General features: G+C 55.4%; 26 protein-coding genes. 12 read left to right on the plus strand and 14 right to left on the minus strand.

Annotation, left to right across the window (positions count from 1 at the left end; all coding sequences use genetic code 11):
* Positions 1-3: 3 nt before the first annotated feature.
* The 5 genes from NITLEN_RS04950 (at position 4) to NITLEN_RS04975 (ending at position 6,348) form a co-directional block, all read left to right on the plus strand.
* Positions 4-1,482 (plus strand): sensor histidine kinase, encoded by a 1,479-nt coding sequence (locus NITLEN_RS04950; protein ID WP_121988443.1) that lies wholly within the window; start codon positions 4-6, stop codon positions 1,480-1,482.
* 150 nt (positions 1,483-1,632) lie between these two features.
* Positions 1,633-2,430: a chlorite dismutase family protein gene (locus NITLEN_RS04955; protein WP_121988444.1), complete on the plus strand. Its 798-nt coding sequence runs from the start codon at positions 1,633-1,635 to the stop codon at positions 2,428-2,430.
* A gap of 1,046 nt (positions 2,431-3,476) precedes the next feature.
* Positions 3,477-3,674 carry a hypothetical protein gene (locus tag NITLEN_RS04960; protein WP_121988445.1) on the plus strand — a complete coding sequence of 66 codons (198 nt, stop codon included), beginning with the start codon at positions 3,477-3,479 and terminating at the stop codon, positions 3,672-3,674.
* 1,143 nt (positions 3,675-4,817) lie between these two features.
* Complete coding sequence (locus NITLEN_RS04970) at positions 4,818-5,195, plus strand: hypothetical protein (RefSeq protein WP_121988447.1); 378 nt, start codon at positions 4,818-4,820, stop codon at positions 5,193-5,195.
* A gap of 217 nt (positions 5,196-5,412) precedes the next feature.
* Positions 5,413-6,348, plus strand: a complete 936-nt coding sequence (locus tag NITLEN_RS04975; RefSeq protein WP_121988448.1) for a GGDEF domain-containing response regulator — start codon at positions 5,413-5,415, stop codon at positions 6,346-6,348.
* Positions 6,349-6,360: 12 nt separating this feature from the next.
* Here NITLEN_RS04975 and NITLEN_RS04980 read toward each other — a convergent pair whose 3' ends face one another.
* Positions 6,361-7,149 (minus strand): right-handed parallel beta-helix repeat-containing protein, encoded by a 789-nt coding sequence (locus NITLEN_RS04980; RefSeq protein ID WP_181416635.1) that lies wholly within the window; start codon positions 7,147-7,149, stop codon positions 6,361-6,363.
* A gap of 247 nt (positions 7,150-7,396) precedes the next feature.
* Here NITLEN_RS04980 and ybgF point away from each other — a divergent pair, with 247 nt between their 5' ends.
* The gene (gene ybgF / locus NITLEN_RS04985) at positions 7,397-7,897 is read left to right on the plus strand and encodes a tol-pal system protein YbgF (RefSeq protein ID WP_121988450.1); all 501 of its coding nucleotides are present in this window, start codon (positions 7,397-7,399) and stop codon (positions 7,895-7,897) included.
* A gap of 34 nt (positions 7,898-7,931) precedes the next feature.
* Here ybgF and NITLEN_RS04990 read toward each other — a convergent pair whose 3' ends face one another.
* Positions 7,932-8,441, minus strand: a complete 510-nt coding sequence (locus NITLEN_RS04990) for a DUF2726 domain-containing protein (protein WP_121988451.1) — start codon at positions 8,439-8,441, stop codon at positions 7,932-7,934.
* A gap of 17 nt (positions 8,442-8,458) precedes the next feature.
* Positions 8,459-9,640 carry an anhydro-N-acetylmuramic acid kinase gene (locus NITLEN_RS04995; protein WP_121988452.1) on the minus strand — a complete coding sequence of 394 codons (1,182 nt, stop codon included), beginning with the start codon at positions 9,638-9,640 and terminating at the stop codon, positions 8,459-8,461.
* Positions 9,641-9,828: 188 nt separating this feature from the next.
* On the opposite strand from NITLEN_RS04995, the gene NITLEN_RS05000 reads away from it, so the two are divergent.
* The 4 genes from NITLEN_RS05000 to NITLEN_RS05015 all read left to right on the plus strand — a co-directional run bounded on the left by NITLEN_RS05000 (position 9,829) and on the right by NITLEN_RS05015 (position 13,308).
* Positions 9,829-10,734 (plus strand): metal ABC transporter substrate-binding protein, encoded by a 906-nt coding sequence (locus tag NITLEN_RS05000; RefSeq protein WP_181416636.1) that lies wholly within the window; start codon positions 9,829-9,831, stop codon positions 10,732-10,734.
* A 45-nt stretch (positions 10,735-10,779) separates the two neighbouring features.
* Positions 10,780-11,571, plus strand: a complete 792-nt coding sequence (locus NITLEN_RS05005) for a metal ABC transporter ATP-binding protein (protein ID WP_121988454.1) — start codon at positions 10,780-10,782, stop codon at positions 11,569-11,571.
* Positions 11,572-11,612: 41 nt separating this feature from the next.
* Positions 11,613-12,410, plus strand: coding sequence for a metal ABC transporter permease (locus NITLEN_RS05010; protein ID WP_245924380.1), 798 nt, complete (start codon positions 11,613-11,615; stop codon positions 12,408-12,410).
* 256 nt (positions 12,411-12,666) lie between these two features.
* Positions 12,667-13,308, plus strand: a complete 642-nt coding sequence (locus NITLEN_RS05015; protein ID WP_181416637.1) for an outer membrane beta-barrel protein — start codon at positions 12,667-12,669, stop codon at positions 13,306-13,308.
* Between the two features lie 150 nt (positions 13,309-13,458).
* Here NITLEN_RS05015 and NITLEN_RS05020 read toward each other — a convergent pair whose 3' ends face one another.
* The 10 genes from NITLEN_RS05020 to NITLEN_RS05070 form a co-directional block, all read right to left on the minus strand.
* A complete protein-coding gene (locus NITLEN_RS05020) occupies positions 13,459-13,890 on the minus strand; it encodes a GNAT family N-acetyltransferase (protein WP_121988457.1) in 432 nt (143 codons plus the stop codon).
* A 290-nt stretch (positions 13,891-14,180) separates the two neighbouring features.
* A complete protein-coding gene (locus NITLEN_RS05030; protein ID WP_121988459.1) occupies positions 14,181-14,603 on the minus strand; it encodes a hypothetical protein in 423 nt (140 codons plus the stop codon).
* 47 nt (positions 14,604-14,650) lie between these two features.
* Positions 14,651-15,616, minus strand: coding sequence for an RluA family pseudouridine synthase (locus tag NITLEN_RS05035; RefSeq protein WP_121988460.1), 966 nt, complete (start codon positions 15,614-15,616; stop codon positions 14,651-14,653).
* Between the two features lie 117 nt (positions 15,617-15,733).
* A complete protein-coding gene (locus tag NITLEN_RS05040; protein ID WP_121988461.1) occupies positions 15,734-16,156 on the minus strand; it encodes a F0F1 ATP synthase subunit epsilon in 423 nt (140 codons plus the stop codon).
* A gap of 124 nt (positions 16,157-16,280) precedes the next feature.
* Positions 16,281-17,723 (minus strand): F0F1 ATP synthase subunit beta, encoded by a 1,443-nt coding sequence (gene atpD / locus NITLEN_RS05045; protein WP_219999383.1) that lies wholly within the window; start codon positions 17,721-17,723, stop codon positions 16,281-16,283.
* A gap of 27 nt (positions 17,724-17,750) precedes the next feature.
* Complete coding sequence (atpG, locus tag NITLEN_RS05050; protein WP_121988463.1) at positions 17,751-18,629, minus strand: ATP synthase F1 subunit gamma; 879 nt, start codon at positions 18,627-18,629, stop codon at positions 17,751-17,753.
* Positions 18,630-18,680: 51 nt separating this feature from the next.
* Positions 18,681-20,198, minus strand: a complete 1,518-nt coding sequence (atpA, locus tag NITLEN_RS05055) for a F0F1 ATP synthase subunit alpha (RefSeq protein WP_121988464.1) — start codon at positions 20,196-20,198, stop codon at positions 18,681-18,683.
* A 2-nt stretch (positions 20,199-20,200) separates the two neighbouring features.
* Positions 20,201-20,740: an ATP synthase F1 subunit delta gene (gene atpH, locus NITLEN_RS05060; protein ID WP_121988465.1), complete on the minus strand. Its 540-nt coding sequence runs from the start codon at positions 20,738-20,740 to the stop codon at positions 20,201-20,203.
* 129 nt (positions 20,741-20,869) lie between these two features.
* Positions 20,870-21,661 (minus strand): mechanosensitive ion channel family protein, encoded by a 792-nt coding sequence (locus tag NITLEN_RS05065; protein ID WP_121988466.1) that lies wholly within the window; start codon positions 21,659-21,661, stop codon positions 20,870-20,872.
* A 12-nt stretch (positions 21,662-21,673) separates the two neighbouring features.
* Positions 21,674-23,323: an AsmA family protein gene (locus tag NITLEN_RS05070; protein ID WP_121988467.1), complete on the minus strand. Its 1,650-nt coding sequence runs from the start codon at positions 23,321-23,323 to the stop codon at positions 21,674-21,676.
* Positions 23,324-23,542: 219 nt separating this feature from the next.
* Here NITLEN_RS05070 and NITLEN_RS05075 point away from each other — a divergent pair, with 219 nt between their 5' ends.
* Both NITLEN_RS05075 and NITLEN_RS05080 read left to right on the plus strand, forming a co-directional pair.
* Positions 23,543-23,770, plus strand: a complete 228-nt coding sequence (locus tag NITLEN_RS05075; protein WP_121988468.1) for a DUF433 domain-containing protein — start codon at positions 23,543-23,545, stop codon at positions 23,768-23,770.
* Positions 23,767-24,099 (plus strand): DUF5615 family PIN-like protein, encoded by a 333-nt coding sequence (locus tag NITLEN_RS05080; protein ID WP_121988469.1) that lies wholly within the window; start codon positions 23,767-23,769, stop codon positions 24,097-24,099. Before NITLEN_RS05075 ends, NITLEN_RS05080 begins: the two co-directional genes overlap by 4 nt.
* Here the strand turns inward: NITLEN_RS05080 and NITLEN_RS05085 are convergent.
* Positions 24,089-24,322, minus strand: a complete 234-nt coding sequence (locus NITLEN_RS05085; RefSeq protein ID WP_219999384.1) for an RHS repeat domain-containing protein — start codon at positions 24,320-24,322, stop codon at positions 24,089-24,091. The two genes, NITLEN_RS05080 and NITLEN_RS05085, sit on opposite strands and share 11 nt — an antisense overlap.
* Positions 24,323-24,413 lie beyond the last annotated feature (91 nt).

The raw sequence follows: 24,413 nt of genomic DNA on the forward strand, positions 1-24,413 counted from the left end.
TTTATGGCGCGCTCACTCTACGGGAAACTCGCTCTCGTGTTGTTCATCCTCTTTGGATCGGTAGGTATGCTCTATACCTCCCTCACGTCGTTTACGACGCGCATGTATCAGCAGGAAGTGAATCAGAAGCTCAACCGGGCCTTGGCCCGCAACATTGTGGGCGACCAATTGCTCAGTAGCCAGGGAGAAGTCAGCCCCTATGCTTTGAAGGAATTGTTTCACCTGCTCATGATCGTCAACCCCAGTATTGAGATGTACCTGCTGGATGCTCAGGGGGTGATTCTGAACTTCTCTGCGCCAGCCGAGAAGATTAAACGATCGGCGGTCTCGCTTGATCCGATTCAACGGTTCTTGACCACCGAGGATACCTTTCCCATTCTGGGTGATGATCCGCGTGATACGAGTCGCCACAAGGTGTTTTCTGTCGCTCCTATCCCACTCACGGGATCGCCCACAGGGTATCTCTATATCGTGCTTGGCGGCGAGGAATATGATTCGGTCGTAGACATGCTGCAACGCAGCTACATACTCCGACTCAGCTTTTGGGCGGCCCTAGCCGGCCTGGTCTTTGCTCTCCTCGCTGGCCTCGTGTTGTTCAATATGCTGACACGACGGCTCCGCCTGCTCGCCTCGACGATGGACAGGTTCGCTAAAAGTGACTTCTCGCATGCCATATCAATGCGTACGCACGAGCCGGTGACAGAGCGCTCAAGAGATGAAATTGACCGCTTGCAAATAACGTTTAATCTGATGGTCCAGCGGATTCTCAAGCAAGTGGACACCCTCAAGCAGACGGACACGCTCCGCCGGGAACTCGTGGCAAACGTTTCCCATGATCTCCGGACGCCCCTCGCATCGCTCCATGGCTATCTGGAGACTCTCATGATCAAAGAGGGAAGCCTAACAAGAGAAGAATCCCGGGCCTTTCTTGACATCGCACTCAAACAAAGCGAGCGGCTGAGGCGACTAGTCGGCGAGCTCTTTGAATTGGCCCGCTTGGATTCGCAAGAGGTGCACATCGACCACGAGCAATTCTCTTTGGCGGAGTTGGTGCAGGACGTCTGTCAAAAGGTGCAACTCACCGTGGAACCGAAAGGCATCACGCTCAAGACCAGCTTTCCAGAAGCGCTTCCATTTGTCGTGGCGGATATCGGCCTCATTGAACGGGTGCTGGAAAACATTCTTCATAACGCGATCCGCTACACCAAATCTGGAGGCCTGATCACGGTGTCGCTGAGCCAACAATCACAATCTGTACGCGTGCAGATCGCCGATACGGGCTGCGGGATTGCCGCTCAAGACCTCTCACATATTTTTGATCGGTTTTACCGAGCCGATCGGCAGGATCCAGCCGGAGGAGCAGGTCTAGGACTAGCCATCTCGAAGCGCATTCTTGAGTTGCACGGCAGCACGATTCGCGCGGAGAGCACTCAAAACGTCGGAACCACGATGATCTTCGATTTGCCCACCGTATTGTCCTAATGTCCCCCGTGATTCTGCCGGTCCCGTGATAGAAACGTGATCGTTTTGTGAGGCCGGCGTGAGAACGAGACGCTATGTTAAGTACAATTTACTGAGAGGCCGGCCTTCAGTAAATTGAGTATTGACCGATGCCAAAAGGAGAATTGATCCATGAAACGTATCAAGAAATCATTGATGGTGGGTGCTGTGCTCGGCCTTCTGGCTCTTTTCCCCTCAGCTGGTGAGGCAGGGGTGGATCGCGAAAAGTTCCTGAAGGACCCAGGCGTCTATGGTACGTTTGCCGTGTTCCAGGTCGATGAGGAGTGGTGGAAGCTCGACAAGGCGGCCAAGGTTGCTGCCGTCAGTGAAGTGAAGGCCATCTTTCAGAAGCATAGCGATGCGCTCATTGCCGACACGTACCTCTTGAGAGGGCTCGTCGAAAAGGCCGACGTTCTCGTCCGAATCCATTCTCTGGAGATCCTGACGAATCAAAACTTTCTCATCGATTTCATGGGAACGGCGCTGGGACAGCATTTGAAGAATACGTACACGTTTAACGGGCTCACGAAAGCTCTCAATTATGTGCCAGGGATGTCCGAGGATCTGAAGATTGCCTTGAAAACACAAACCGATCCAGGACCGAAACCGTACGCCATTATCGTGCCGATTCGTAAAGATGCCGAATGGTGGAACGCGGGGCAAGATGTCCGCACAGCGATGATGAAGGAGCACACCGAAGCCACGGTCCCATACCTGAAGACGGTCAAACGGAAACTCTATCATGCCAGTGGGCTGGATGACGTCGATTTCATCACCTACTTTGAGACCGCAAAACTGGACGACTTTAATAACCTCATCATTGCATTGGAAAAGGTAAAAGAAAATCGCCACAACAAGCAGTTCGGTGCACCAACCCTGCTGGGAACTATCCGACCCTTAGACGAAATCTTGGCCATTCTCAGCCACTGAATACGAGAATGGCCTCCGAAGCCGCTCTGACTCCATTAAGGAGCTGCCTGTCGCATTTTCTAATTGAAGAATTGCCGCGGAGACTCTGCTGCTGCCGGTTTCAAAGACACCGAGTTAGGTGTGTGAATGAAACCGGCAGCAGCCCAGATAGCGGTCGGTCGTGTACTTCCGCTTTGGGTCGGAAGCAGCCATTCAGAACAGCGAGCAAACCTCAATCCAGCGCCCCACCTTACCCGATTTGGGGAGTCAATCAAGACTCGCACGACACTGTTCGCCTTGGGCAGTGAGGGCGGCTGGTTTGCAGCATTTTGAGTGGCTGCGTTGGAGCAGAATCGGTGGCCGGTTTGAGCAGAATACGCAATCAGAGCGCAGATACTCATTCGATCCCCGTTCCACATGGATAGAGAGAGCACAATCCTAAGAAGGAAGAAAGTATCCCTTCAGAGGGCCCAGTGAGTGAAACGAGCACTGATACATAGACTTATGGACTAGTGCGGGGATTGTCCAAGCTACCAACAGCTTGAACAACCCCCGGGTGATGCACTCTTAATCAGGGAGCACCCTGTGTCATGTAGTGACTTGAGTGAAACGCCATAATCAGAATGGATAACCTATGCCGCAGCAAACTTAAGTAGACCAAGAGACAATCCCCAAAACCAGGTACCGTAAAAGGTACCGCTGTACCTTCGGTTTTTCCGTTTACGCATCGTTTACGGTCGATCGCGTAACTAGTTTACGCGGATCAGTCAATCGAAGAGGCGTAAACAATTTTACAACCCTGGCAGGGAGACTGCATTAATTTATATATAAAACAATGGGTTCGATAAGTACTGTTTGAAGGAATCCAGTCCCCGCAACCAATCCGGACCTTCCCTCTCCCCTTCAAATTTTCTTTCATAGTTGTGCTATAGAGCACGATGGGTTCTCTCTCAATTTGCGCTATCACACCGTCCGATCCTTCTCGCAGAGATTCTTAAGTTCCTTTGGAGGGTTCTCCATTTGCGATAGGATCACCCTACGCTGACTGGCGGGAAGGGAGCGGGGCTGTGAACTTCATTCGAATCGGTAACCGCGCACTGAATCTTGATCGCGTCACCCATTGCGAAGTGCAAATCTGGCAAGATGCGATATCCGTAAAAATTTATATGGCTGGGACCGCGAATAACACCCCGTTGGTACTGAATGAAGAAGAAGCCAAAGAGTTCTGGAAATATATTGAGTACGTCGCTGAAAAACCTGTGTAACCCCTCCCTAGCCATGTCCTGCCTTTAACCCATCTATCTATCCCTGATTCCGTAGATCGTGCGTATCATCGATGTCCCACACTCCCCGTCAACCAGAACTGCGAGTGCTGTAATGGCTCATGAAAGCAAGCTGGCCATGCGCCTGTCCCCAATCCATCTCCTGCCAACTAATTATTTTATTGTGAACTTTCAATCAAATACACACGCTTATACGTCCAGCCCTATGTAGGGGAGGACGTCACAGGACAGTTACCTTTTTGCCATTGCATCGCCCTTTGTCTCACAGATCAAATGCCCGAAACATTCTCAGATAAAAGACCATGATATGCTCGATCAATGCTCACTGGTTATGTTACGGTTATCTTGTAATTTGCGTAGTTTGAGACGCACTGACGAGAAGAGAAGATTGGTGAAAAAAACAGAATGAGCAATGGGCAGCAACAATTCCTTCGGCTCATTGCTGCATGTGGAGTCATGTTGTTCATAAATGGCTGTGCGAGTGAATACGACGTCTTCCATACACAGACGGGAGACCCCATCCTCCTTTCACGGCGGGCCTACTCAAAAGAAACTTGCCTGGAAAAGATTCATGCAGAGGGTACCCGCCTTGGAGTCACCTTTCGCTATGTTCACGTGAGGGGATCCCTTTTTGGCCAATCCCTCCTATGGCCATTTGAAGGTGGGTATGCCTGTGAAGCTGCCGTAGGACCGGAAGGATTGCCTAGAGGCATTTACCCGCTCAAAAACTCGCCTCTCCTTGCACACAGGGAGTGAACTGCCCCCGCACCCACGGCTCAAGCCGCTGGCACAATAAATATTTCCCTTCCATACTCCCGATTAGTAAGAATTCTTCTCTTTCAGGAAAAGTCTTGTTGACAACACTCCCTATAGCGCAGTAATACTCGTTCCTCCACAGAATATAGGGGCGTGTGGGCACAACGCTCCTTCTCGCACTTCTGTTTTTTGGAATGCGGGCAAGTCGAAGGGAGGTGGACCCAGGAATCTGGCACATTGGAATACGAGCCAGATCCACGAACAACAGACCGCGAGTGCTGTACCATCAGCATATGCATTCAGGGAAACCTGTGGTTCTTGCGCCTTTTTGTTTACAAAAATCTGCTGGACTAGGAACAAGGAGTACGTATGGAAGACTTGGTGATTGAAGAAGAAGGCACCTCCTCGGCATTGACCATTACTCTCGGTGATTTTCTCGTCTTCATTAATTGGATGAATCAAACTGAAAAGGCTCTTGAACGCGCAGAAGCGCTTCCCACCATGCCACAGCTCGACTCAGGCAAAGTGCGCGGCTGGGTTCAACTGGTTCAGCGATTAGAAGAGCGGTTCCGTCGGAGCGAAGAAAAGAAATTGGCGATGGAAGCGAATGTCATCGCGCAGGAAGCCCAACTGGGGCAGCTGTTATCACATCTCCATTCAAACATTGCTTCCTTATATGAAAATCTCGGACAGTCGCAAAAAGCCGAAGAGGTTCGCCGACGCGCCGAAGCCCTTCATTCCGCATAGCTTCACGTAGGATATCCCGGAGAAGCAGCAACACCGCTTACTTCTCCGGGCCCTCTTCCTTGTAACAGCCCTCCGAATACTCACCGTTCATCACACCCACTATTTCTGACATTTCCTTGTGAAGGTATAGACTTTGGCTATACTTGAGCCAGCGACGCCGAGGCCTTGCTAAGAGAAGCCTTACTCGCCACAAGTTTCTTAGCCAGAGGGATCAGGATTGAGCCCTTCAATAATCAAATTGCTGCTCGTCGAAGACAATGATGTCGATGCTCACCTCACTCGGGACATCCTGGCAGAATGGAGCATTGAACAATTCGACATTACCCACGTCACGCGACTGAGCGAAGCGTTTGCCCATCTTGCGCGAGATCGCTACGATGCCATTTTGCTTGATCTCTCCTTGCCCGATGCCTATGGGCTCCCAACATTGAAGCAAGTTCAAGCCACCAGCCCTACCATCCCTATCATTGTCCTCAGCGGGGTCAGTGACCAGGCCCTATCGCTCCAGGCCGTGCAGCAAGGTGCCCAGGATTATCTCGTCAAGGGACAGGGCCACCCCGAACTGCTCGCTCGCTCCATTCGTTACGCGATCGAACGGAAGCGAGCAGAAGAACGCATGACGTATCTGGCGCAGTACGACCAGTTAACCGGACTAGTCAATCGGACGCTATTCCGCGATCGACTCGTCCAAGCCATGGCGCGAAGCAAGCGCCTCCAACGCCCGCTCGGCTTGATGCTATTGGACCTCGACCGGTTTAAAGCCGTCAACGATACGATGGGCCATGATGTCGGCGATTTGCTGCTCAAAGCAGTGGCAGACCGGCTCAAACTCTGCGTCAGAGAAGTAGATACGGTGGCCCGAATGGGCGGTGACGAGTTTACGATTATCCTGGAAGGCTGCGCAGCGGATCAGGACATCACGGTCGTGGCTCAACGGATTACCGAATCGTTGAGAGAGCCTTTCGAACTGGGGTCGCATCGCCCAGCGATTGGCGTCAGTATTGGAATTACCGTCTATCCATCCGATGATCACGATATCGACGACCTTCTGAAACATGCCGATGCCGCGATGTACCGGGCCAAGCAAAAGGGTGGCTGCACCTTTCAATTTCACATATCCGATGCGAAGCCTCAGTCTCCTCTCGTCTCGTAATAGACCGTCCTTCTAGCGACCGATATCTTCCAACGGTTGGTCGGTCACCACAGAGGCTCCCCGGGGATTACGCGTAAGGTCATTGGCCTGCACCAATTCTGAAGGAGCCGGATTGGGGCGCGCATCCGGCGTCACCACGACTCCCCAGTGCTGATTGTCCCGGCAATGATTATCTGCCAGCAGCGCGCCACCATGGTGAAACAGCAATATGCCGCTCAGCATGTTGCTGTCGCATTGATTGCGGACGATATCCGGACAAGTCCCTGCATCGCGGACAGCAATACCGAAATGATGATTGTCAAAGCACCGATTGTCTGCTACCCGAGCATGCGCTCCGGCAAATACAAAAATCCCCGACTCTCGATTGCGACAGACTTCATTGCCTGAGAAGGTCACCCGACATTCCGGACCGTACAGTACAACACCTGACAGAATCCCTTCCATCGCGCGACAGTCTGAAATCACGCAGGTGCTATCCAGAACGTTGATGGCCGAATGTTGATCGCTCCCCACATAACGAAATGCAATTCCTGAAATTCTCCCGCCAGGGACCTGTTGTAAGTATAAGGGGCCACCACGACGAGAAAAAATCTGCACCTGGTCACGCCCGGCACCAATCAACCGCACAGGACGGTTCGAGATGAAGATCTTGTCTTCATACGTGCCAGGTCTAATATAGATCTGATCATGTTCCGCCGCGTCGCGAAGCGCGTCACTTGGGAGAGCATAGCAGCGTGGGTCTGTTGCATCGACAACTAGCGTCTTGCCGCCGGCGGGATTGGGCGGTAGCGACTCATCCATAAATAGCATCTTCTTTTCCAGCTAGCTGGAGCAGCGTAGCATTAACATCACACTGGGCAAAAATGGACTCGTACAAATCTGTCATCATTCAGAACCTTTGACCAAATTGCGGCAAATGTCACCTATTGGATAGTCTGAAAGCTTCAGTTTTTGACCATTTTTCTCGCCTTCCTCTAATATCCCTGTGGCATACCGATTGCGATGTCTCCCGTGCAGATCCAAATGGGTTGGCTCGCTGGAGGAAACCATGAAGAAGCAACTACGAATCGGAGTCCTCGTCGTAATGGGCGCCCTGCTCCTCTCGCCAAGTATTCCATTCGCAGCTCAAGGTCAGATGCAAGACAGCTCCCGCCGTTTATATGATCGGGTGATGGAAGAGTTCAAACATCGGGACTATGAAGCTGCGCTCGCAGGCTTTCGTCTTTTTATCGAGGTTCATGGACACTCTGCGCTCGCCGCGAACGCCCAATATTGGATCGGAGAATGCCAGTATCGCATGGGCCGCTATAAGGATGCTCTGGCCTCATTTTACAATGTCGTCTCGTACTATCCGCTCAGCCCGAAGCTGGCAGCATCAACCCTGAAAATCGGGCAGGCCTATACAAAACTCGGCGATCAGGACAAAGCCCGCATGATGTTTGAACGTGTGGTCGACCAGTATCCCGATAGTTCAGAGGCCGAGCTCGCCAGGAAAGCCATTGACACAACCAATGCCAAGTCCGAACCGATTGCGCATACGCTTGAATAGCGCAACCCATACCTGCCCCCTCCCACCTACATCGCTATGATTCATCCGGCTCGCATCCGAGTAGGGATGCGAGCGCCGGAACGGTGTAGGACTTCTGCACGCGCAATGTCACCAGCTTAATCCCCGCAGCATCAAGAACCGACTCAATCACACGCTGCCGGTTGCCTTGGCCCCCTCTCACAACACTATCCTCTACTTGCACCACCTGCTCAACCTGCCTCGACCCCGGATGCACGAGGACAAACGCCACGCGCTTCAGCGCAATCTGACGAAAGGCCTGCGACCGAATTTCTCCGGGCGCATCAATATGAACAAACGCCCACAACGGAACTTGGGAGAACACTAAATACTGATCCTGGACGGCCAACCGAAGGAGGTTATAGAGCAGCACTTCTTGCTCCGTAAGCAACGGAGCGGGATTGACCTTCGTCCCGGCCGGGAAAACGGGTCTGTGACTCTTCATCTTGTCTGACGCAGGGCTCCGTTTCCAGAGCAGCAATACCAGCACACCTACGACGAGAGAACCAATGAGAATGACGTCCATGTGCTACGTACGGCCCTTCAAGAGGAGAGTTTCAATCGGCGCATCCACCCCGGTCCTCCGGGAACAATGCACCCCAGCAATGCCGGATGACTTGCGCCAGTGACGGCGGGTACATTCCCGCACTGTTCCATCACCGTTTGATATGCCAGAACGGCAAACGCAACCGCCTCGAAGGCCTTACTATCCCACCCGAGCGCATCGAACGTGGAGACAGGAGCCGGTGAAAACACATCGGCGAGGTGCGCCATAATGGCACGGTTGCGCACCCCACCGCCCCCGACAATCACTTCGTCGATCCCTCCCTGAATCCATCGTCTGGCTGTGCCGACGGACTCGGCCGTCCAACGGCTGCACGTGGCCAGGAGGGTTTCGATCGAAAGCTGGCGAGCCTCTTGGATGGCCGCAAGCTCCTCGACCATCGGCGCGCCAAACATTTCTCGCCCGGTCGACTTCGGCGGCTGTTTCAATAAATAGGGATGCGCCAGCAATTTTGTCAGCAACCGCCCATCCGGCTTCCCACGCGAGGCAAGGCGTCCGTCTCGATCCATCGAAACACGACCATTCGTCGCCCGATACATGAGACCGTCTAGAACCATATTCGCCGGACCGGTATCAAATGCACTGACGCCGCCAACCCCTTTCCCGCGCGGTAAATACGTGACATTACTGATCCCGCCAAGATTGACCACCAGCCGTGCACGCCGGGGATGACGAAATACGAGCGCATGCACACCGGGCGTCAGCGGAGCGCCTTGCCCACCGGCGGCAATGTCGCGCGGGCGGAAGTCAGCCACTGTCGTGATACCCGTTCGCTCCGCGATCACAGCCGGCTCGGCAATCTGCAAGGTAGACCGGATCGATCCGACCCCGGCATCCTTCACCCCATGAGGTAAGTGGTGAACCGTCTGGCCATGAGAGCCGATTAAATCGATATCCTTGGGACGAAGCCCGGCGGTGCGGATCGCGCCGAGAGCCGCATTGGCAAACCATTCACCGAGCAACGCATTCAAGTGACATATTTCCGCAACAGATCCGGAAGCCGAGGCCGTAAGAATCCGCTGTTGCAGAGAACGCGGATACGGCAATACGTGGAAGGCGATGGTTTGGATGTCCAGCCCCTTCCGTGATCGCGTGATCTCGACCAGTGCGGCATCAACTCCATCGCCGGACGTGCCAGACATCAGTCCTACCACTTTCATAATCCTGTCTCCCTTTCCTCGATAGGCCTCGCACAGATACCGCGCTACGCTAATGGAAGTCGGCCATGCGGTCAAGCCATGGCACGCCTCTCACCTGAGGTGTGAGCGCCGGATCAACTCGTTGACATCACGGAACCCCGATGCTACCGTCCCCGCCCATGTTTGCACTAATTCGAATGGCGTTCAGAATGGTTTGTGCAGCCGGATGCTGCCTCGCGGTGTTCTTGCCATCACAAGCCTTGGCGGCTACTCCGCCTCCCTTGAACGTCGTCGTCACAATCCCGGTCCTGAAGGATCTCACGCAGCAAGTAGGCGGCCCCTACGTACATGTCACGTCCCTCTTGAGCGGCTATGAAAACGAACATACCTACGCACCAAAGCCCAGCGATTTGATCGCGGTCAGAAAAGCCCGAGTTCTTTTTGAAGTCGGCATCGGACTAGAGATCTGGGTTGCAGCCCTGGTGAAGAACGCCGGAAGTCCTTCGCTGGTTGTCATTACGACTTCCGATGGCATTGGGCTGATCCGTGATCATTCCGATCAGGAGACCCCACACTCAGGCGAGCATCAGCATGCCAACGGCGGAAATCCCCATGTGTGGATGGATCCAGAGAGCGTCGCCACGATGCTCCGGCACATTACGGCAACACTCATTTCGCTCGACCCGGCACATGCCAAGGAGTTTCGAGACAACCAAGCCGCGTATCTCCGCCAGCTGGATCAACTCCGAAAAGAGCTGTCCGAACGCGTCAAGCGGCTGCCTGATCGGCGCTTTATCGCCCACCATCCCGCCTGGCCTTACCTGGCTAGACGATTTGGATTCGATATTGTGGCTACAATTCAAGCCCAGTCCGGCACAGAACCATCGGCCCTTCAGATTCAGTCGCTCGTCGCGAAAATTAAAAAGGACCATATCAAGGTCATCGTCTCTGAAATCCAGTTGAGTCAACGGATCCCTGAGCTCTTGGCAAAAGAGACCAAAACCCACGTGATTGTCCTCACCACGCTTCCAGGCGGCCTCCCCGGCACCGAGACCTACCTCGACATGCTTCGCTATAATGTGCTCCAATTGGCCAACGCGCTGGAGGCGACCTAACAATCGCTCGGCGTGCGCTCAGCGCCGGAAGGAGCCCGTGTTCCCGTGCCCGAATCATCCAACCCGATTATCCAATTCGACCATGCGACCTTTGGCTTTCCTGGAGTGATCGCGCTCCAGGATATTTCCCTTTCCATCTGCATGGGAGAGTTTGTCGGCGTCATCGGTCCCAACGGCTCCGGCAAGACCACACTCTGCCGCGCAGTGTTGGGCCTCATGGCGCCACTGACCGGACATTTGCGTATCTTTGATTGCGCCTGCGGCGAGCTGCGCTGCCACCACCGCGCCCAGATTGGCTACCTTCCCCAGAAAGGCGTCGTAGATCGGAACTTCCCGGTCACCGTCCTTGAAACCGTGATGATGGGCCGCTACGGCACCCTAGGTCTGCTCAGACAAACGACGAAGCGGGATCAAGCCATTGCCCTCGATGCCCTCGCCCACGTGGGGATGGATGTGCATCGAGATACAGCGCTCGGCCATCTGTCCGGCGGCCAGCAACAACGCGTATTCATTGCCCGCGCCTTGGCCCAGCAGCCGAAAGTCCTCTTGCTCGATGAGCCGACCACCGGCCTCGATATCACCACCCAGCACAACGTCATTGAACTCGTTGCGCATCTGCATAAGGAACTGGGCTTGACCGTGCTCTTGATCACGCACGATATCAATATGATCCGCCCGCACGTCGACCGACTCGTGCTGCTCAAGACTCGCCTGTTTGCCGCAGGACCTCCGGCCGATGTGCTGAAGCCGGACATCCTTCGCCAAGTCTATGGAAAAGAGCTGGTCATCACCGAGAAAGATCTCGTGATCGTTGAGGACTATCACCACCATCATTGAAATGCCTGCAACCTATGATTGACCTCTTCACCTATGATTTCATGCAACGCTCACTTCTCGCGGCGGCGATGGTGGGGGGGCTCTGTTCTGTCATCGGCGTATTTGTGGTGTTGCGGGGGCTCGCCTTCGTCGGTGCTGGAACAGCCCACGCCGCGTTTGCCGGAGTAGCACTCGGCTATTTAATGGGCTGGCCGCCGCTGCTCCTGGCGATTATTTTTGGCCTGGCAACAGTATGGATCACCGGATGGGTGGAAGAGAAAGGCCGAATGAAGCTGGATGTGTCGATCGGAATTCTCTACACAACCACCATGGCGCTGGCCATCCTCTTCATTGGCCTCATGAAAACCTACAATGCTGAGGTGTATGGCTATCTGTTTGGCAGTGTGTTGTCCGTCACAAGTGAAGAACTGCGGACGATTGCCGGGCTCAGCATACTGGTACTCGGCCTGATCCTGCTTTTCTCAAAAGAGCTTTACTTCATCGCGTTTGATCAGGAAATGGCTGAAGCCTCGGGCGTACCGGCCCGTAAGATCTTTTTTCTCCTACTCACATTAGTCGCACTCACCGTCGTGATTTCCTTGAAAACGGTCGGGGCCATCCTGGTCTTTGCTATGATTCTGATCCCCGCATCCACGGCCTATCAGCTCACGCATAGCCTCCGCACGCTGACGATCTACTCCATTCTCATCGGCATCTCGACCTCGGTATCCGGCGTCCTCATCTCAGCGATCTGGGATATTCCATCAGGCCCCGCCATTGTCTTGCTGGCCACCTCCATCTTCTTTCTCGCCATCCTGTTCTCTCCAAAACGGGAGCGGCGCGTAGTTCCAGCAGCGTAGCTTACACAATCGATCTCTCTGCATTCATAGTGTAGGCCGTTGCGTACAACCTGTGTCGTAATGGAATCACTCATGAGAAGTTGCGCGAAAGTTCCGTTTCGAAAAAATCTGAAAGGACTTTGATAGCGCGAGGCTAATGAGATACATTGACTCCATTGTCCATGTTTCACTTTCCATCTGCCCTCGGCATAGGATTTGCCATCTATTCATCCAACTCATTGTCTTCTGTCTCATAAATGTACCAAGGAGAATTTGCATGCCTATGAAGCTTCATCGCTCAATCATGGCCGGTCTGCTGTTCGCAGCCCTCAGCCTGTCTATTCTTTTTAGCAATGCGGCCTTCGCACAAGACGGGAAAGATACGTTCGGCGGGATTGAACCAGGAAAATGGGTACTCGGAATGCGGGCTGGATTTGCGCCGCTCACGCAGCAACTGTCCGGGAATACCTCAACCGATGTCGGATCGCTGGTCAACTTTCAGGCGATGTATAGCCTCAATAGATGGTTGCTCGTCGGCATGATGTTGGAATGGGAACGTCACGCAGTGGACCGGGAGCGTCCGTATTTAGATCTTGGACATCAGGACACGGTGTCCGTGCTGCCGACGGTAGAACTCCGTCCAACAAACTTCGGCCCCATCAGCCCATATCTCAACATGAGCATGGGCGTCAACGTGAATAGCTTCGGGGAAAACTCTCGATTTCAAATCAGCCCTAGTAATACGTTTGCTTGGCGCCTGGGTTGGGGAGCGGATTATATGATCACGAAGCAGTTCGCGCTGAACACAGAAATGGCCTACAAGCGGAACGACGGGCACGCCACGGTGAACGGAGTGCGAAACGACGACTGGAACGCCTCGTCATTTGGCTTCTTGTTCGGTGTGAAGCTGTTCTTCTAAGCAGAATACTTTATGAGATGGAGGCGCAGTGGTGGTTCGACGGCCACTGCGCCTCTGAATCGTCCCGCCATCCAAGCCCATTGATGCGCCTAGAGTGAGCCGACCAAAGACGCGTTCGTTTTATCAGTGCAGCGGTCGCACGGCCTACCATTACTCGGACTTCGCCTGCTGGCTGCGATTCCACACCATGCCGGTCTGTTCCTTGGAACTGAACCCCAGCTTTTCATAGAACCCCGGTCGCCTGGTGCAGAGCCAGAAGAGCTCGACTTTCTTCAAGCGGGGATGATGGAGAATACGCTGCACGATTTCAGTTCCAATGCCTTGCTTCTGATAGGCTTCGTCGACGATCACATCCCAAATAGTCGCGCGATAGACGAAATCCGTGAGGACCCGGCCAAAGCCGACGAGCTGATCGCCGTCCCAAGCGCACAGCGCCACATCCGTATGACGAAGCATGTCACGGGCGTCATTCAGGGTCCGTCCCTTCGCCCAGGGTGCCTGCTGAAACAATGTCATTAATTGTTCGGGTTGGAGCGACTTCTTCTCTGAAAATGTAACCGTGGTCTTGAGCGTGGGGGGCATTGTATACTAGAGTATCTCCCGTTGAGAGACTGTACTGTGAAGTTGGAAGTGTACGAGGAAACCGATGTCAACGCAAGTCCGTAGCTGTCCCAAGTGCTTCCAGTTAATGTGGCTGAAGCAGAACGAGTTTGAGCTCATCGATGTTGAAACCATCCGAGCCAAATGCCCCCACTGTGATTCAACCGTTCGGTTTAGACTCGTGAGTGAAGGGGCCAACGCCGCCGGCCCCAAAATGGGCCACTGACTAGAAAGCGGCCTGCCTCAGGCAATCATCGCTCAGCCATAGACCGTCACATGCCCCGACCGGAACCATCCAGTTCAGGTTTATTCCCTGGAAGAATCTTGTGGAGCACCGCGCGGTATTCGGCAACCCGCTTTTCGTCGATCCGCCCCACTTCGATTTCCTTATCTCGTTGCATGCGCTCTACATGGTCGAGCACAGCCAACAAGGGCTGCACCGCTCCGAGTAAGTTCCCCACCTCAAAGGCTTCCAACGAAGCCACGAATGATTCGTTCAACCCTTTGTAGGGCGTACCGGCACTCTGGCCGCGCACTCGTGAGACATTGTCTTCATAATCATCCACAGCTTCCAACTTAGGCTTTACACCAGTTGGCACTGCCGATAAGTGGACAATGGGTGGCAACTTAGCGGCATAGGCTTTCAATTGAGCCGAGAGGCCGCCGATCGCATCAAGAATATCTGCTGTCTGCATACGCGTACCCTCTCAGAGATAGCGCTTATTGGATAGCGCAGGGGCTCTCATAGCTCTAGCGCCGGCTTAGCGGGCTTGAAGCGTTCGAGCCCCTGGGTGACTGCTTCCATATCGGATGGAAAGGGGCGAGAGAAATCTTGTCTCGTCCCGGTCCTGGGATGCGTAAAACCGAGAGTCCTCGCATGAAGCATCACGCGCGGAATCTCTACCTCATCAAGAGCACAGACCTTTCGCCCTCCATACGTCGGGTCTCCGAGAATCGGATGGCCGAGAGAGGTGAGATGGACTCGAAGCTGATGGGTGCGCCCTGTCCGAGGGTAGAGGAGGACATGCGCGGCGACTTTGCCGTATCGCTGATCCACCTTATACTCCGTCACGGATTCCCGTGGGCTAGTCGTGCGCGTCGAGATTTTCTTGCGCTCCTTGGTATCGCGCCCAATTGCCAGCTCGATCAACCCATGGCCCTTCTTCGGAACTCCCCAGATCAAGGCTTCGTACACTCTCGTGATCGTATGCTCTTTAAACTGTGCGGCCAGATGTCGGTGCGCTTGATCCGTCTTGGCAATCACCATCACGCCGGACGTTTCCTTATCCAGGCGATGGACAAGTCCAGGTCGTTCCTTCCCTCCGATTGCCGAGACGGTCCCTCCGGATGTCTGAAAGTGATGGAGCAGCGCATTCACCAATGTCCCAGTCCAATTCCCCGGAGCAGGATGAACCACAATGCCTGACGGTTTGTTCAAGACAAGGAGACTATCGTCTTCGAAAAGAACTTCCAGTGGAATGGCTTCGCCCTTAAGCGCAAGCGGCTCGGGCTTCGGCACATCCATGCTGATAGTATCGCCAGGCTTGATCTTTTGGCTGGCCTTCACGACCTGCTCGTTGATGCGAATGCGACCAAGTTCAATCAGGCGCTGCAAGGCAGATCGGGAGATATCTCGTTGGTGATTGGCCAGAAAGATATCCAGACGTTTGGGCTGCTCTCCAGCCGTGACCACAAATTCCGTAATCATAGCGGCACAAGCTACTAAAGAGCCTCGATCAATTGCAATGGGAACATACAGCCCCAACCGTCTTGCAGGAGCCAGGGGAGGAATAAGAGGAGAGAATTGAAAGGCGAGAAAATGAATCTAGGCGCGACCGACTTTATGAGCGCGCTCAGCGATCTTCTTGCGGAGACGGGCCTTTTCAAGGCTGATTTCGGCTTCTTTGACTTCCGATGGGAGGCCGCCGGCCTTCAGGCGCTGTTCAGCCTTTTCAACCGCAGCTTGAGCGCGGCCGACATCAATATCCTCGGCCTTCTCCGCGATCTCTGCCATGACCGTGACTTTAGTAGGCGTGACCTCGGCATAGCCCCAGAGGATCGCCATATGATTCGTCTGATCACCCACGCGATAGCGCAGCTCGCCGATACGCAGAGTCGATAGAAAGTAGCAATGGCCTGGCAACACCCCGAATTCGCCTTCCGAGCCAGGCGCGATGACTTCATCCACCTGCTGGCTCAGCAGCTGCTTCTCCGGAGTCACCACCTCTAATAAAATCTTTCCAGCCATTCTTTTCTTCCTCTTCCCACTACCCCAAGCACAGTCGGCTGGGCCGATCTCGATTGCGCGCATTGACCGAGCACCGTTTCATCGTGCGCGGTCAGCGAGCAGAAGATCGCCCTGCCGAGCGTGCTTATACCTTCACACCCATCTTTTCGGCCTTCGCCACGGCTTCCTCGATCGGACCCACCATGTAGAACGCCTGTTCCGGAAGGTGATCGTACTTGCCTTCGAGGATTTCCTTGAAGCTGCGGACCGTATCCTTCAGCTTCACATACTTACCCGGCGAACCGGTAAACGCTTCGGCGACGTGGAACGGCTGCGACAGGAAGCGCTGGATCTTCCGCGCACGGGCCACCGCCATCTTGTCGTCTTCGGACAATTCGTCCATTCCAAGAATCGCGATGATGTCTTGCAGATCCTTATACTTTTGGAGCACGGACTGGACGCCGCGGGCGACCTTGTAGTGCTCTTCACCGATGACTTGCGGATCGAGAATACGCGAAGTGGAATCCAGCGGATCGACGGCCGGATAAATACCCAACTCCGCCAACTGCCGGGACAACACGGTGGTGGCGTCCAAGTGGGCAAACGCCGTCGCCGGAGCCGGGTCGGTCAAGTCGTCGGCCGGCACATAGATGGCTTGCACCGACGTGATCGAGCCACGCTTGGTCGAGGTAATACGCTCTTGTAGCTGCCCCATCTCGGTCGAGAGCGTGGGCTGATAGCCGACGGCTGACGGCATACGGCCGAGCAACGCTGACACCTCTGAACCGGCTTGGGTGAACCGGAAAATGTTGTCGACGAACAGAAGCACGTCCTGATTTTCTTCGTCACGGAAGAATTCCGCGACGGCCAAACCGGTCAGCGCCACGCGAAGACGGGCTCCGGGCGGCTCATTCATCTGGCCATACACCAGTGCGGCTTTTGACTTGGTGTAATCGTCAGGATCGATGACTTTCGACTCCTGCATTTCGTGCCAGAGGTCGTTACCTTCACGGGTCCGTTCACCGACGCCGGCAAACACGGAGAAACCGCCGTGGTGCAACGCGATGTTGTTGATCAGCTCCATGATGATGACGGTCTTGCCGACACCGGCGCCGCCGAAGAGTCCGACTTTTCCGCCTTTGCTATACGGTTCGAGCAGGTCCACGACCTTGATCCCGGTCTCGAGCACTTCCGTCTTGGTATCCTGATCTTCGAGCTTCGGAGCGGGGCGGTGGATTGGATAGGTCTTCTTGGCGTTGATCGGACCCTTTTCATCGACCGGCTCACCCAGCACATTGATGAGGCGTCCGAGCGTCTCACGGCCAACCGGCACAGAGATCGGCGCGCCGGTATCATGGACATCCATCCCGCGCGTCAGACCATCGGTGGTCGACATGGCGATGCCGCGGACCCGGTTTTCACCGAGGTGCGTGGCGACTTCCAGCGTGATCCGGACGGCCGGCTTGCCGGCGGCCTTATTTTCTTCCTGGACCACCTTGAGCGCGTTGTAGATGTTCGGCAGTTGGCCGGGAGGAAATTCCACGTCCACCACTGGCCCGATGACTTGTACGACTTTTCCTGTGCTCACGGCTGACTCCTTCTTCAACGTAACTGACTATTGCAACGCTTCTGCGCCGCCGACGATATCCATGAGTTCTTTCGTAATCGCGGCCTGCCGGGTCTTGTTGTAGTAGAGCGTGACTTTCTTGATGAGCTGGCCGGCATTCCTGGTCGCGCCATCCATCGCAGCCATGCGCGCACCATGCTCCGCCGCGGCCGACTCCAACAGAATGCGGTAGGCCTGCACTTGAAAATGCTTCGGCACCAGAACGTTCAGCAGATCCGATTCATCCGGCTCATACTGATAGCTCCCGCCGGACGGCCCTTCGGCCTGAGCCGCGCCAAACTCCGTCGCGACGTCGATCGGGAACAGTTTTTCGACGATCACTCGCTGCTGAATGGCCGATTTAAACTCGTTATAGACGACATAGAGCTCGTCGAATGTGCCCTTCACAAAATTGTCGGTCAGATCGCCGCCGATATCGATGGCATGCTCGAAGCTGAGCTTGTCGAAGACTCCGGTCCACTCCTGCCGGATCGGCCAGGCCCGTCGGCGGAAGTAGTCGCGCCCTTTGCGGCCAACGATGCTGAGATTGACCTGAAGCCCGCGCGCTTCGCACTGCCGGATGAATTCGACGCTTTTACGCGCGATGTTGCCGTTGAAGCCGCCGCAGAGTCCGCGATCACTCGTGACCACCAGGACTTCAATCTTCTTTCCCTCGCGCTTTTGCAACAGCGGATGGGCCGAACGGTTCACACGCTGACTCAAGTTGCTCAACACGCCCCGCATTTTGAGTGCATAGGGACGCGCCGCAAGGATCCGATCCTGCGATCGCTTGAGCTTCGCCGCGGCCACCATTTTCATGGCCTTGGTAATCTTCTGCGTATTTTTGAAGGCCGCAATCTTGCGGCGCAGACTTTGTAAGCTCGGCATCGTCTACTTTTCTTGGCTATCGACAACGCGCCTTAGACGCGTCAGCGAAGGTTACTTCGCGCCGTATCCCATCTTCTGTTTGAAGGCCGTGATGATTTCTTTCAGCCGGGCTCCCACCTTGTCGTCGATCTTGCCGATGCTGGCAATCTCTTTTTTCAAGTCGGGATGCTGCTGCTGCACGTAGTAGAGATAGTCCGCTTCAAACTGCAACACCTTGTCGACCGGCACATCGTCGAGATAGCCGTTGACCCCGGCATAGATCGAGAGCACCTGATCGGCCACCGGCATGGGCTTGTACTGGCCTTGTTTCAACAACTCCACCATGCGTACGCCGCGCGCGAGCTGCATCTGGGTTGCCTTGTCAAGTTCGCTGCCGAACTGCGAGAAGGCCGCCATTTCGCGATACTGCGCGAGATCGAGCCGCAAGGTACCGGCAACCTGCTTCATCGTCTTGATCTGCGCGGATCCGCCGACGCGGGAGACCGACAGACCGACGTTGATGGCCGGACGAATACCGGAATAGAACAAGTCGCTGCCGAGATAGATCTGCCCGTCGGTGATCGAAATCACGTTGGTCGGAATGTAGGCCGACACGTCGCCGGCTTGCGTTTCAATGATCGGAAGCGCCGTCAAACTGCCGCCGCCGAGCTTTTCACTCAGCTTGGCCGCGCGCTCCAGCAAGCGCGAGTGCAGATAGAACACGTCGCCGGGATAGGCTTCGCGCCCCGGCGGTCTGCGGAGCAACAAAGACAACTGCCGATAGGCGACCGCGTGTTTCGAAAGATCGTCGTAGACGATCAGCGCGTGCTTGCCGTTATCGCGGAAATACTCTCCGATCGCCGCACCGGCGAACGGTGCGAGAAACTGCATCGGGGCCGGATCGCTGGCGGTCGCCGCGACCACGATGCTGTACTCCATCGCGTGATTTTCTTCGAGCGTCTTCACGACGCGGGCGACGGTCGAACGCTTCTGACCGACCGCGACGTAAATACAGAACACGCCCAAGCCCTTTTGATTGATGATCGTATCGACCGCGATCGCGGTTTTCCCCGTTTGCCGGTCGCCGATGATCAACTCGCGCTGACCACGTCCGATCGGGATCATAGCGTCGATCGCCTTGATGCCGGTCTGCAGAGGCTCGCGGACAGATTGACGGGTATTCACGCCTGGCGCGACGACTTCGATGCGGGAGGAATGCTCCGACTTGATCGGCCCCTTGCCGTCAATCGGCTGGCCGATGGCATTCACGACGCGGCCGATCAGGGCTTCCCCGACGGGGATTTCCGCGATACGGCCCGTGCGCTTGACGGGATCGCCTTCTTTAATCCCGACGTCCTCGCCCATCAACACGGCGCCGACATTGTCTTCTTCAAGATTCAGCGCGATGCCGTAGAGTCCGCCGGGGAACTCCAGCATTTCTCCGGCCATGGCTCCGTCAAGGCCGTAGACCTTGGCAATACCGTCGCCGACCTGGATGACCGAGCCGGTCTCCTTGACATCGACTTGCTTGTCGAAGCCCTTGATCTTTTCTTTAATGATCGCACTGATTTCATCTGCCTTGATCTGCATGGCTACTCCTTCGTCAACAGGCTCTGCATGGCGCGCAAGCGACCTCGGACGGTACTATCCACAACCGTGCTGCCGATAGAAATCTGCAGGCCCGCGAGGTGACTGGCGTCGGTCTGAAAGGTGATCTCCACGTCTCGCTTCAGGGTTTCGCGAAGGCGTGTTTTGATGCGGTCTTGTTCTGCCGGCGGGAGTGCCGCGGCGCTCGACACGGTGACTTGCTGAGTCCCCTTGGATTGATCGACGAGTTTCCCAAAGGCGTCGGCGATCTCCGGAAGAAATCCGATACGATTTTTCTTCACGAGCTGGGCGATAAACGCTTTGCCGACCGGAGGACACCCGAATCGGCCGCCGAGATCGGTCAGCACGGCAATCTTTTCTTCCATGCCGAATACCGGGGATGCCACCACGTGACGGAGGGAGACGGAGTCTTGCATGGCCTGGGACAGGCCATTGAGAGTACCCCGCGTCGCTTCGATAGTGGAGGAATCGAGAAGCTCAAAGAGGGCTTTGGAATAACGTCGCGCAACTGCTGTCTTAATCACGGTCCTTGTCCAATCACGTCCACAATGGGCACACGGATAATTGTCGTGCCGTCCGCACTAAAATAAGCGCGCCAAGCTACCATTGCTTGCGAGGAACTGTCAACTCTTCAGGAAGCCGTTCCAGGAATGTCACCGGCCGTGCACGGGCTGCGTCAGGGAGGGAAATTCAATCTGCGCCGCGCGGAACCGCTCGACAATTGCCTGGCTGAGTTCGCTCTGCAGCGATCCATAGTGGACCACTTTGGTCCAGGGTTCGATGGCGATCGTAATGGCGGGCTGCCCAAGCCGGCTGACTCCAATTACCGCCCGCGGATCGTGAAGGACATGCGTGTGACTCTCAACAATTTCCCGCACAATCGCCAGCGCCTGATTCAGATCGGTCTTATAAGACACGTCCACCGTGAAATGCAGCTGCCGAATCGTGCCGAAGTTATGCAAGATCTCTCCGACAATCTTGCGATTGGGAATCACCACGCGGGAATGATCGGAATGCATCAGGATCGTTGAAAAGATGTCGACCATCACGACATCGCCATGAACGCCCAACAGCGAGATATGCTCCCCGACCTTGTACGGCTTCGTAAAGATGATCGAGAGCCCCGCCATCACATTGCTCAAGACGCCTTGCATCGCCAGGCCGATCCCGACACCGGCCACGCCGATGCCCGCAACCAGCGGCGCAATCGGCACACCGAGGGCCTCCAACGCGATGACCGCCGCAAACAAGAGTACGATGATTTTGACGATGCGGACGAGCAGCATGCGCACCGGCGGCTCCAGCGTCTGCCGCTCCAGCGCCTGTTGCATCAGGTTTCCGGCCCAGCGCGCACCCAGCAAACCGGCGGCAAAAATGCCGATGGCCACGAGGGCCTGCAGACCATACTTCACCGCGTATTGCGTGATAGTATCCATGGCAATCATATGCCGTACTCCCTAACGACTGAATAATCCCTTGAGCAGTTGTTTTCCCTCCTGCTCCAAATCTTTCGGCTTGGTCGTGCCCTTGAGCAATCCGCCGATGGCTTCTTCCGCTTTCTGTTTGATCTGCTCCTGCACTTTTCCCGTCAAGCCCTTCATATCGAGCCCGTAGGAGGGCGCGTCGAGCGTGCCGCCGATCAGCAGCGGTAACGTCAGCCGGCCCTCCTTCACCGCCAGTCGCGCAACCGGGGAAGAGCCCGCCACCTGCTGACTCAAGGCTTCCGACAGGCGCAAATTCACGGTCATGTTGAGCGCATGATCAAATCCGATCGTTCCGCCGCCGGTCGCCTGAAAGTCGTGACTGTCCATCAGCAGGTTTTGCAGCATCACGACGCCCTGCTTGATCGCAAGATCTGTCTCGATGGTCGAGAACGCCGTGGCCTTGGCTTCTCCGACTGAAACACCGGCGACCTTCAAAATCGACGCGGCCTCCTGAAGAAAATTCACCCCGTCGATCTTGCCGTCTTTCACCGCGACATGGCCGGCGCCCTCCAGCGCCCTGGTCAAGTCCGGCATGGCAAAACCTTTCCCCATCACGGACAGGTCCGCCCCGGCTGTTCCACTGATCGAAACCGGAGTCTCAGCGACGGCATCAATCGCAGGGCCCAGTTGTAGCCCACCAATCGTCAGCTTCCCGTTGAATGGCGGCGCCGCAGCCCCTGACGTGAGCCCGCCCTGTGCAACGACCTGTCCCTCAAAGAGCTGAAACGAGAGATCGGACAGTCGCATATCCTGCCCCTTCATCTCCGCCGAGACTTTGAAGTCTTTTACCTCAACCGGCTTCTTGAGCGGCAACGTCATTGGCAAGTCAGCCGCATTGATGGCCGGCGCCGTCACGGTCAGAGCCATGTGCTGCCCAGCCGTCTTTCCGGCAATCGCGAAGTTCGTATTCCCCACAGCCACATGGAGGTCGATCGCATCCAGGTCCGCCGTCTCCTTCAGTGGACCAAACGTGCCATCGAGCGAAATCGGAAGATTCATCGGCTGAACCGTCAATGCCAGATGGAGATTCGGACTGCTGCCCAGATGAACCGATTGCAACAGAAGCTCCATGCCTTGAAGCACATATTCGACAGGCTTTGCCTGAGAGAAATCACGGTACGTGACCTTTCCACCAGCGAGAGACACCCGATCCACCGCCAGGAGCGCGAGAATTTTCAGCGGCCCATCCGGAGACGGCACCGGTGCGCGCGACGGCGTCTCCGACGCAGCCACTCCCTTACGCCCCAACGTCGCAGCATTCAGCACCCCGTTCTTGTTCTTGATGACCGTGATCACAGGCTCGCGTAGCGTGATCTCCTCGACCTCGACCTTGCCGCTCAACAAGGGCATCAGCTTGACTCCGACATCGACCGAGGACAGAGAGGCAAACGGACCGGTGCCGAAGGCTGGATCCTCGATGACCGTGAATCCCGCCACCCGTGCGCCCAGCCGGGGCCAGATCGTCAACCGAATATCTTGCAGCGTCACCTTGCGATTCAACGCCTCTTCAATCAGCGGACGATACTGCTCTTGATATTTATTCAGATCGACGACGAACGGGAGGAGCAGTGCCACCCCGACCAGCACCGCGATCAACACACCGATACCGATCACGATTTTCATCCTGCACCTCCAATTCCAACCTGCAGTATAGGAAACACCCCCTAGAGGGTCAAATACGGAGGTGAAAGACTTGCTCGCTACGAAGTCGTGACCCTAGTGAGGGCGGCGAAGGACATCTGGAACGTGGCGGTGAGGACATTGCACACGCGATCACGACGTCAGCCCACGTTGTTTCCCCCTTTCTTGATCTTTCCCTGCCCCTGAGCTAGGCTTCTACTTATGTCCTACCAAAACCGCATCACCATTGATCCGGGTAAGCGCGGGGGCAAGCCTTGCATCAGAAACCTTCGGATCACCGTGTACGACGTGTTAGAGTACCTTGCATCCGGCATGAGCGAAGCGGACATCCTGCAAGACTTTCCCGATCTCACCCGCGATGACATCCGAGCGTGCCTTGAATTTGCCGCCGACCGTGAGCGCAAACTCGTCTCGCTCCCCCGATCGTGAAGCTGCTCTTCGATCAGAATCTCTCCTTCCGTCTCGTCAAAGCCCTACAAGTCGAATATCCCGACTCTCAACATGTGCGCGATGTGGGTCTAGGCGAAGCGTCGGATGAGGCAGTGTGGCGCTATGCCGCGGAGCATGGATACACGGTGGTGACGAAAGATGCCGACTTCCACCAGCGAAGCTTTCTCTTCGGCGCCCCACCCAAAGTCGTTTGGCTGCGATGCGGAAATGCCTCGACCCAGGTAATCGAGACTCTTTTGCACCGACATTACAAGGATTTGCTCCAATTCTCCGCCAATGAAGAAGGTTCTTTTCTCGTCATTGAATAACCACAGCTGTGGCGCCAGTCAGATTGGTGCCGGTGATCGACCGCAGATTGCCGACGGCATCATAGGTATACGTCGCGACATTCCCCTGCCCGTCGATCACCTGCGACAGCCGGCCCAAGTCGTCGTAGATATACTGCGCCTGGTCAGCCACCGCCAGCGTCGGGGCCGACGCGCAGAGCATCAGCACACAGGCCACAACAACCAGCACTTTTGAGAACTCCATCTGCTTCATTGACAGTCTTTCGTCACCGAGTTGGACTCATTTGCCACTCAAAGCTAAAACCACATCGCACTCAAGCTCCGCCAGAAAAGTA

The sequence above is a fragment of the Nitrospira lenta genome, from assembly GCF_900403705.1.
Taxonomy (GTDB): Bacteria; Nitrospirota; Nitrospiria; order Nitrospirales; family Nitrospiraceae; genus Nitrospira_D; species Nitrospira_D lenta.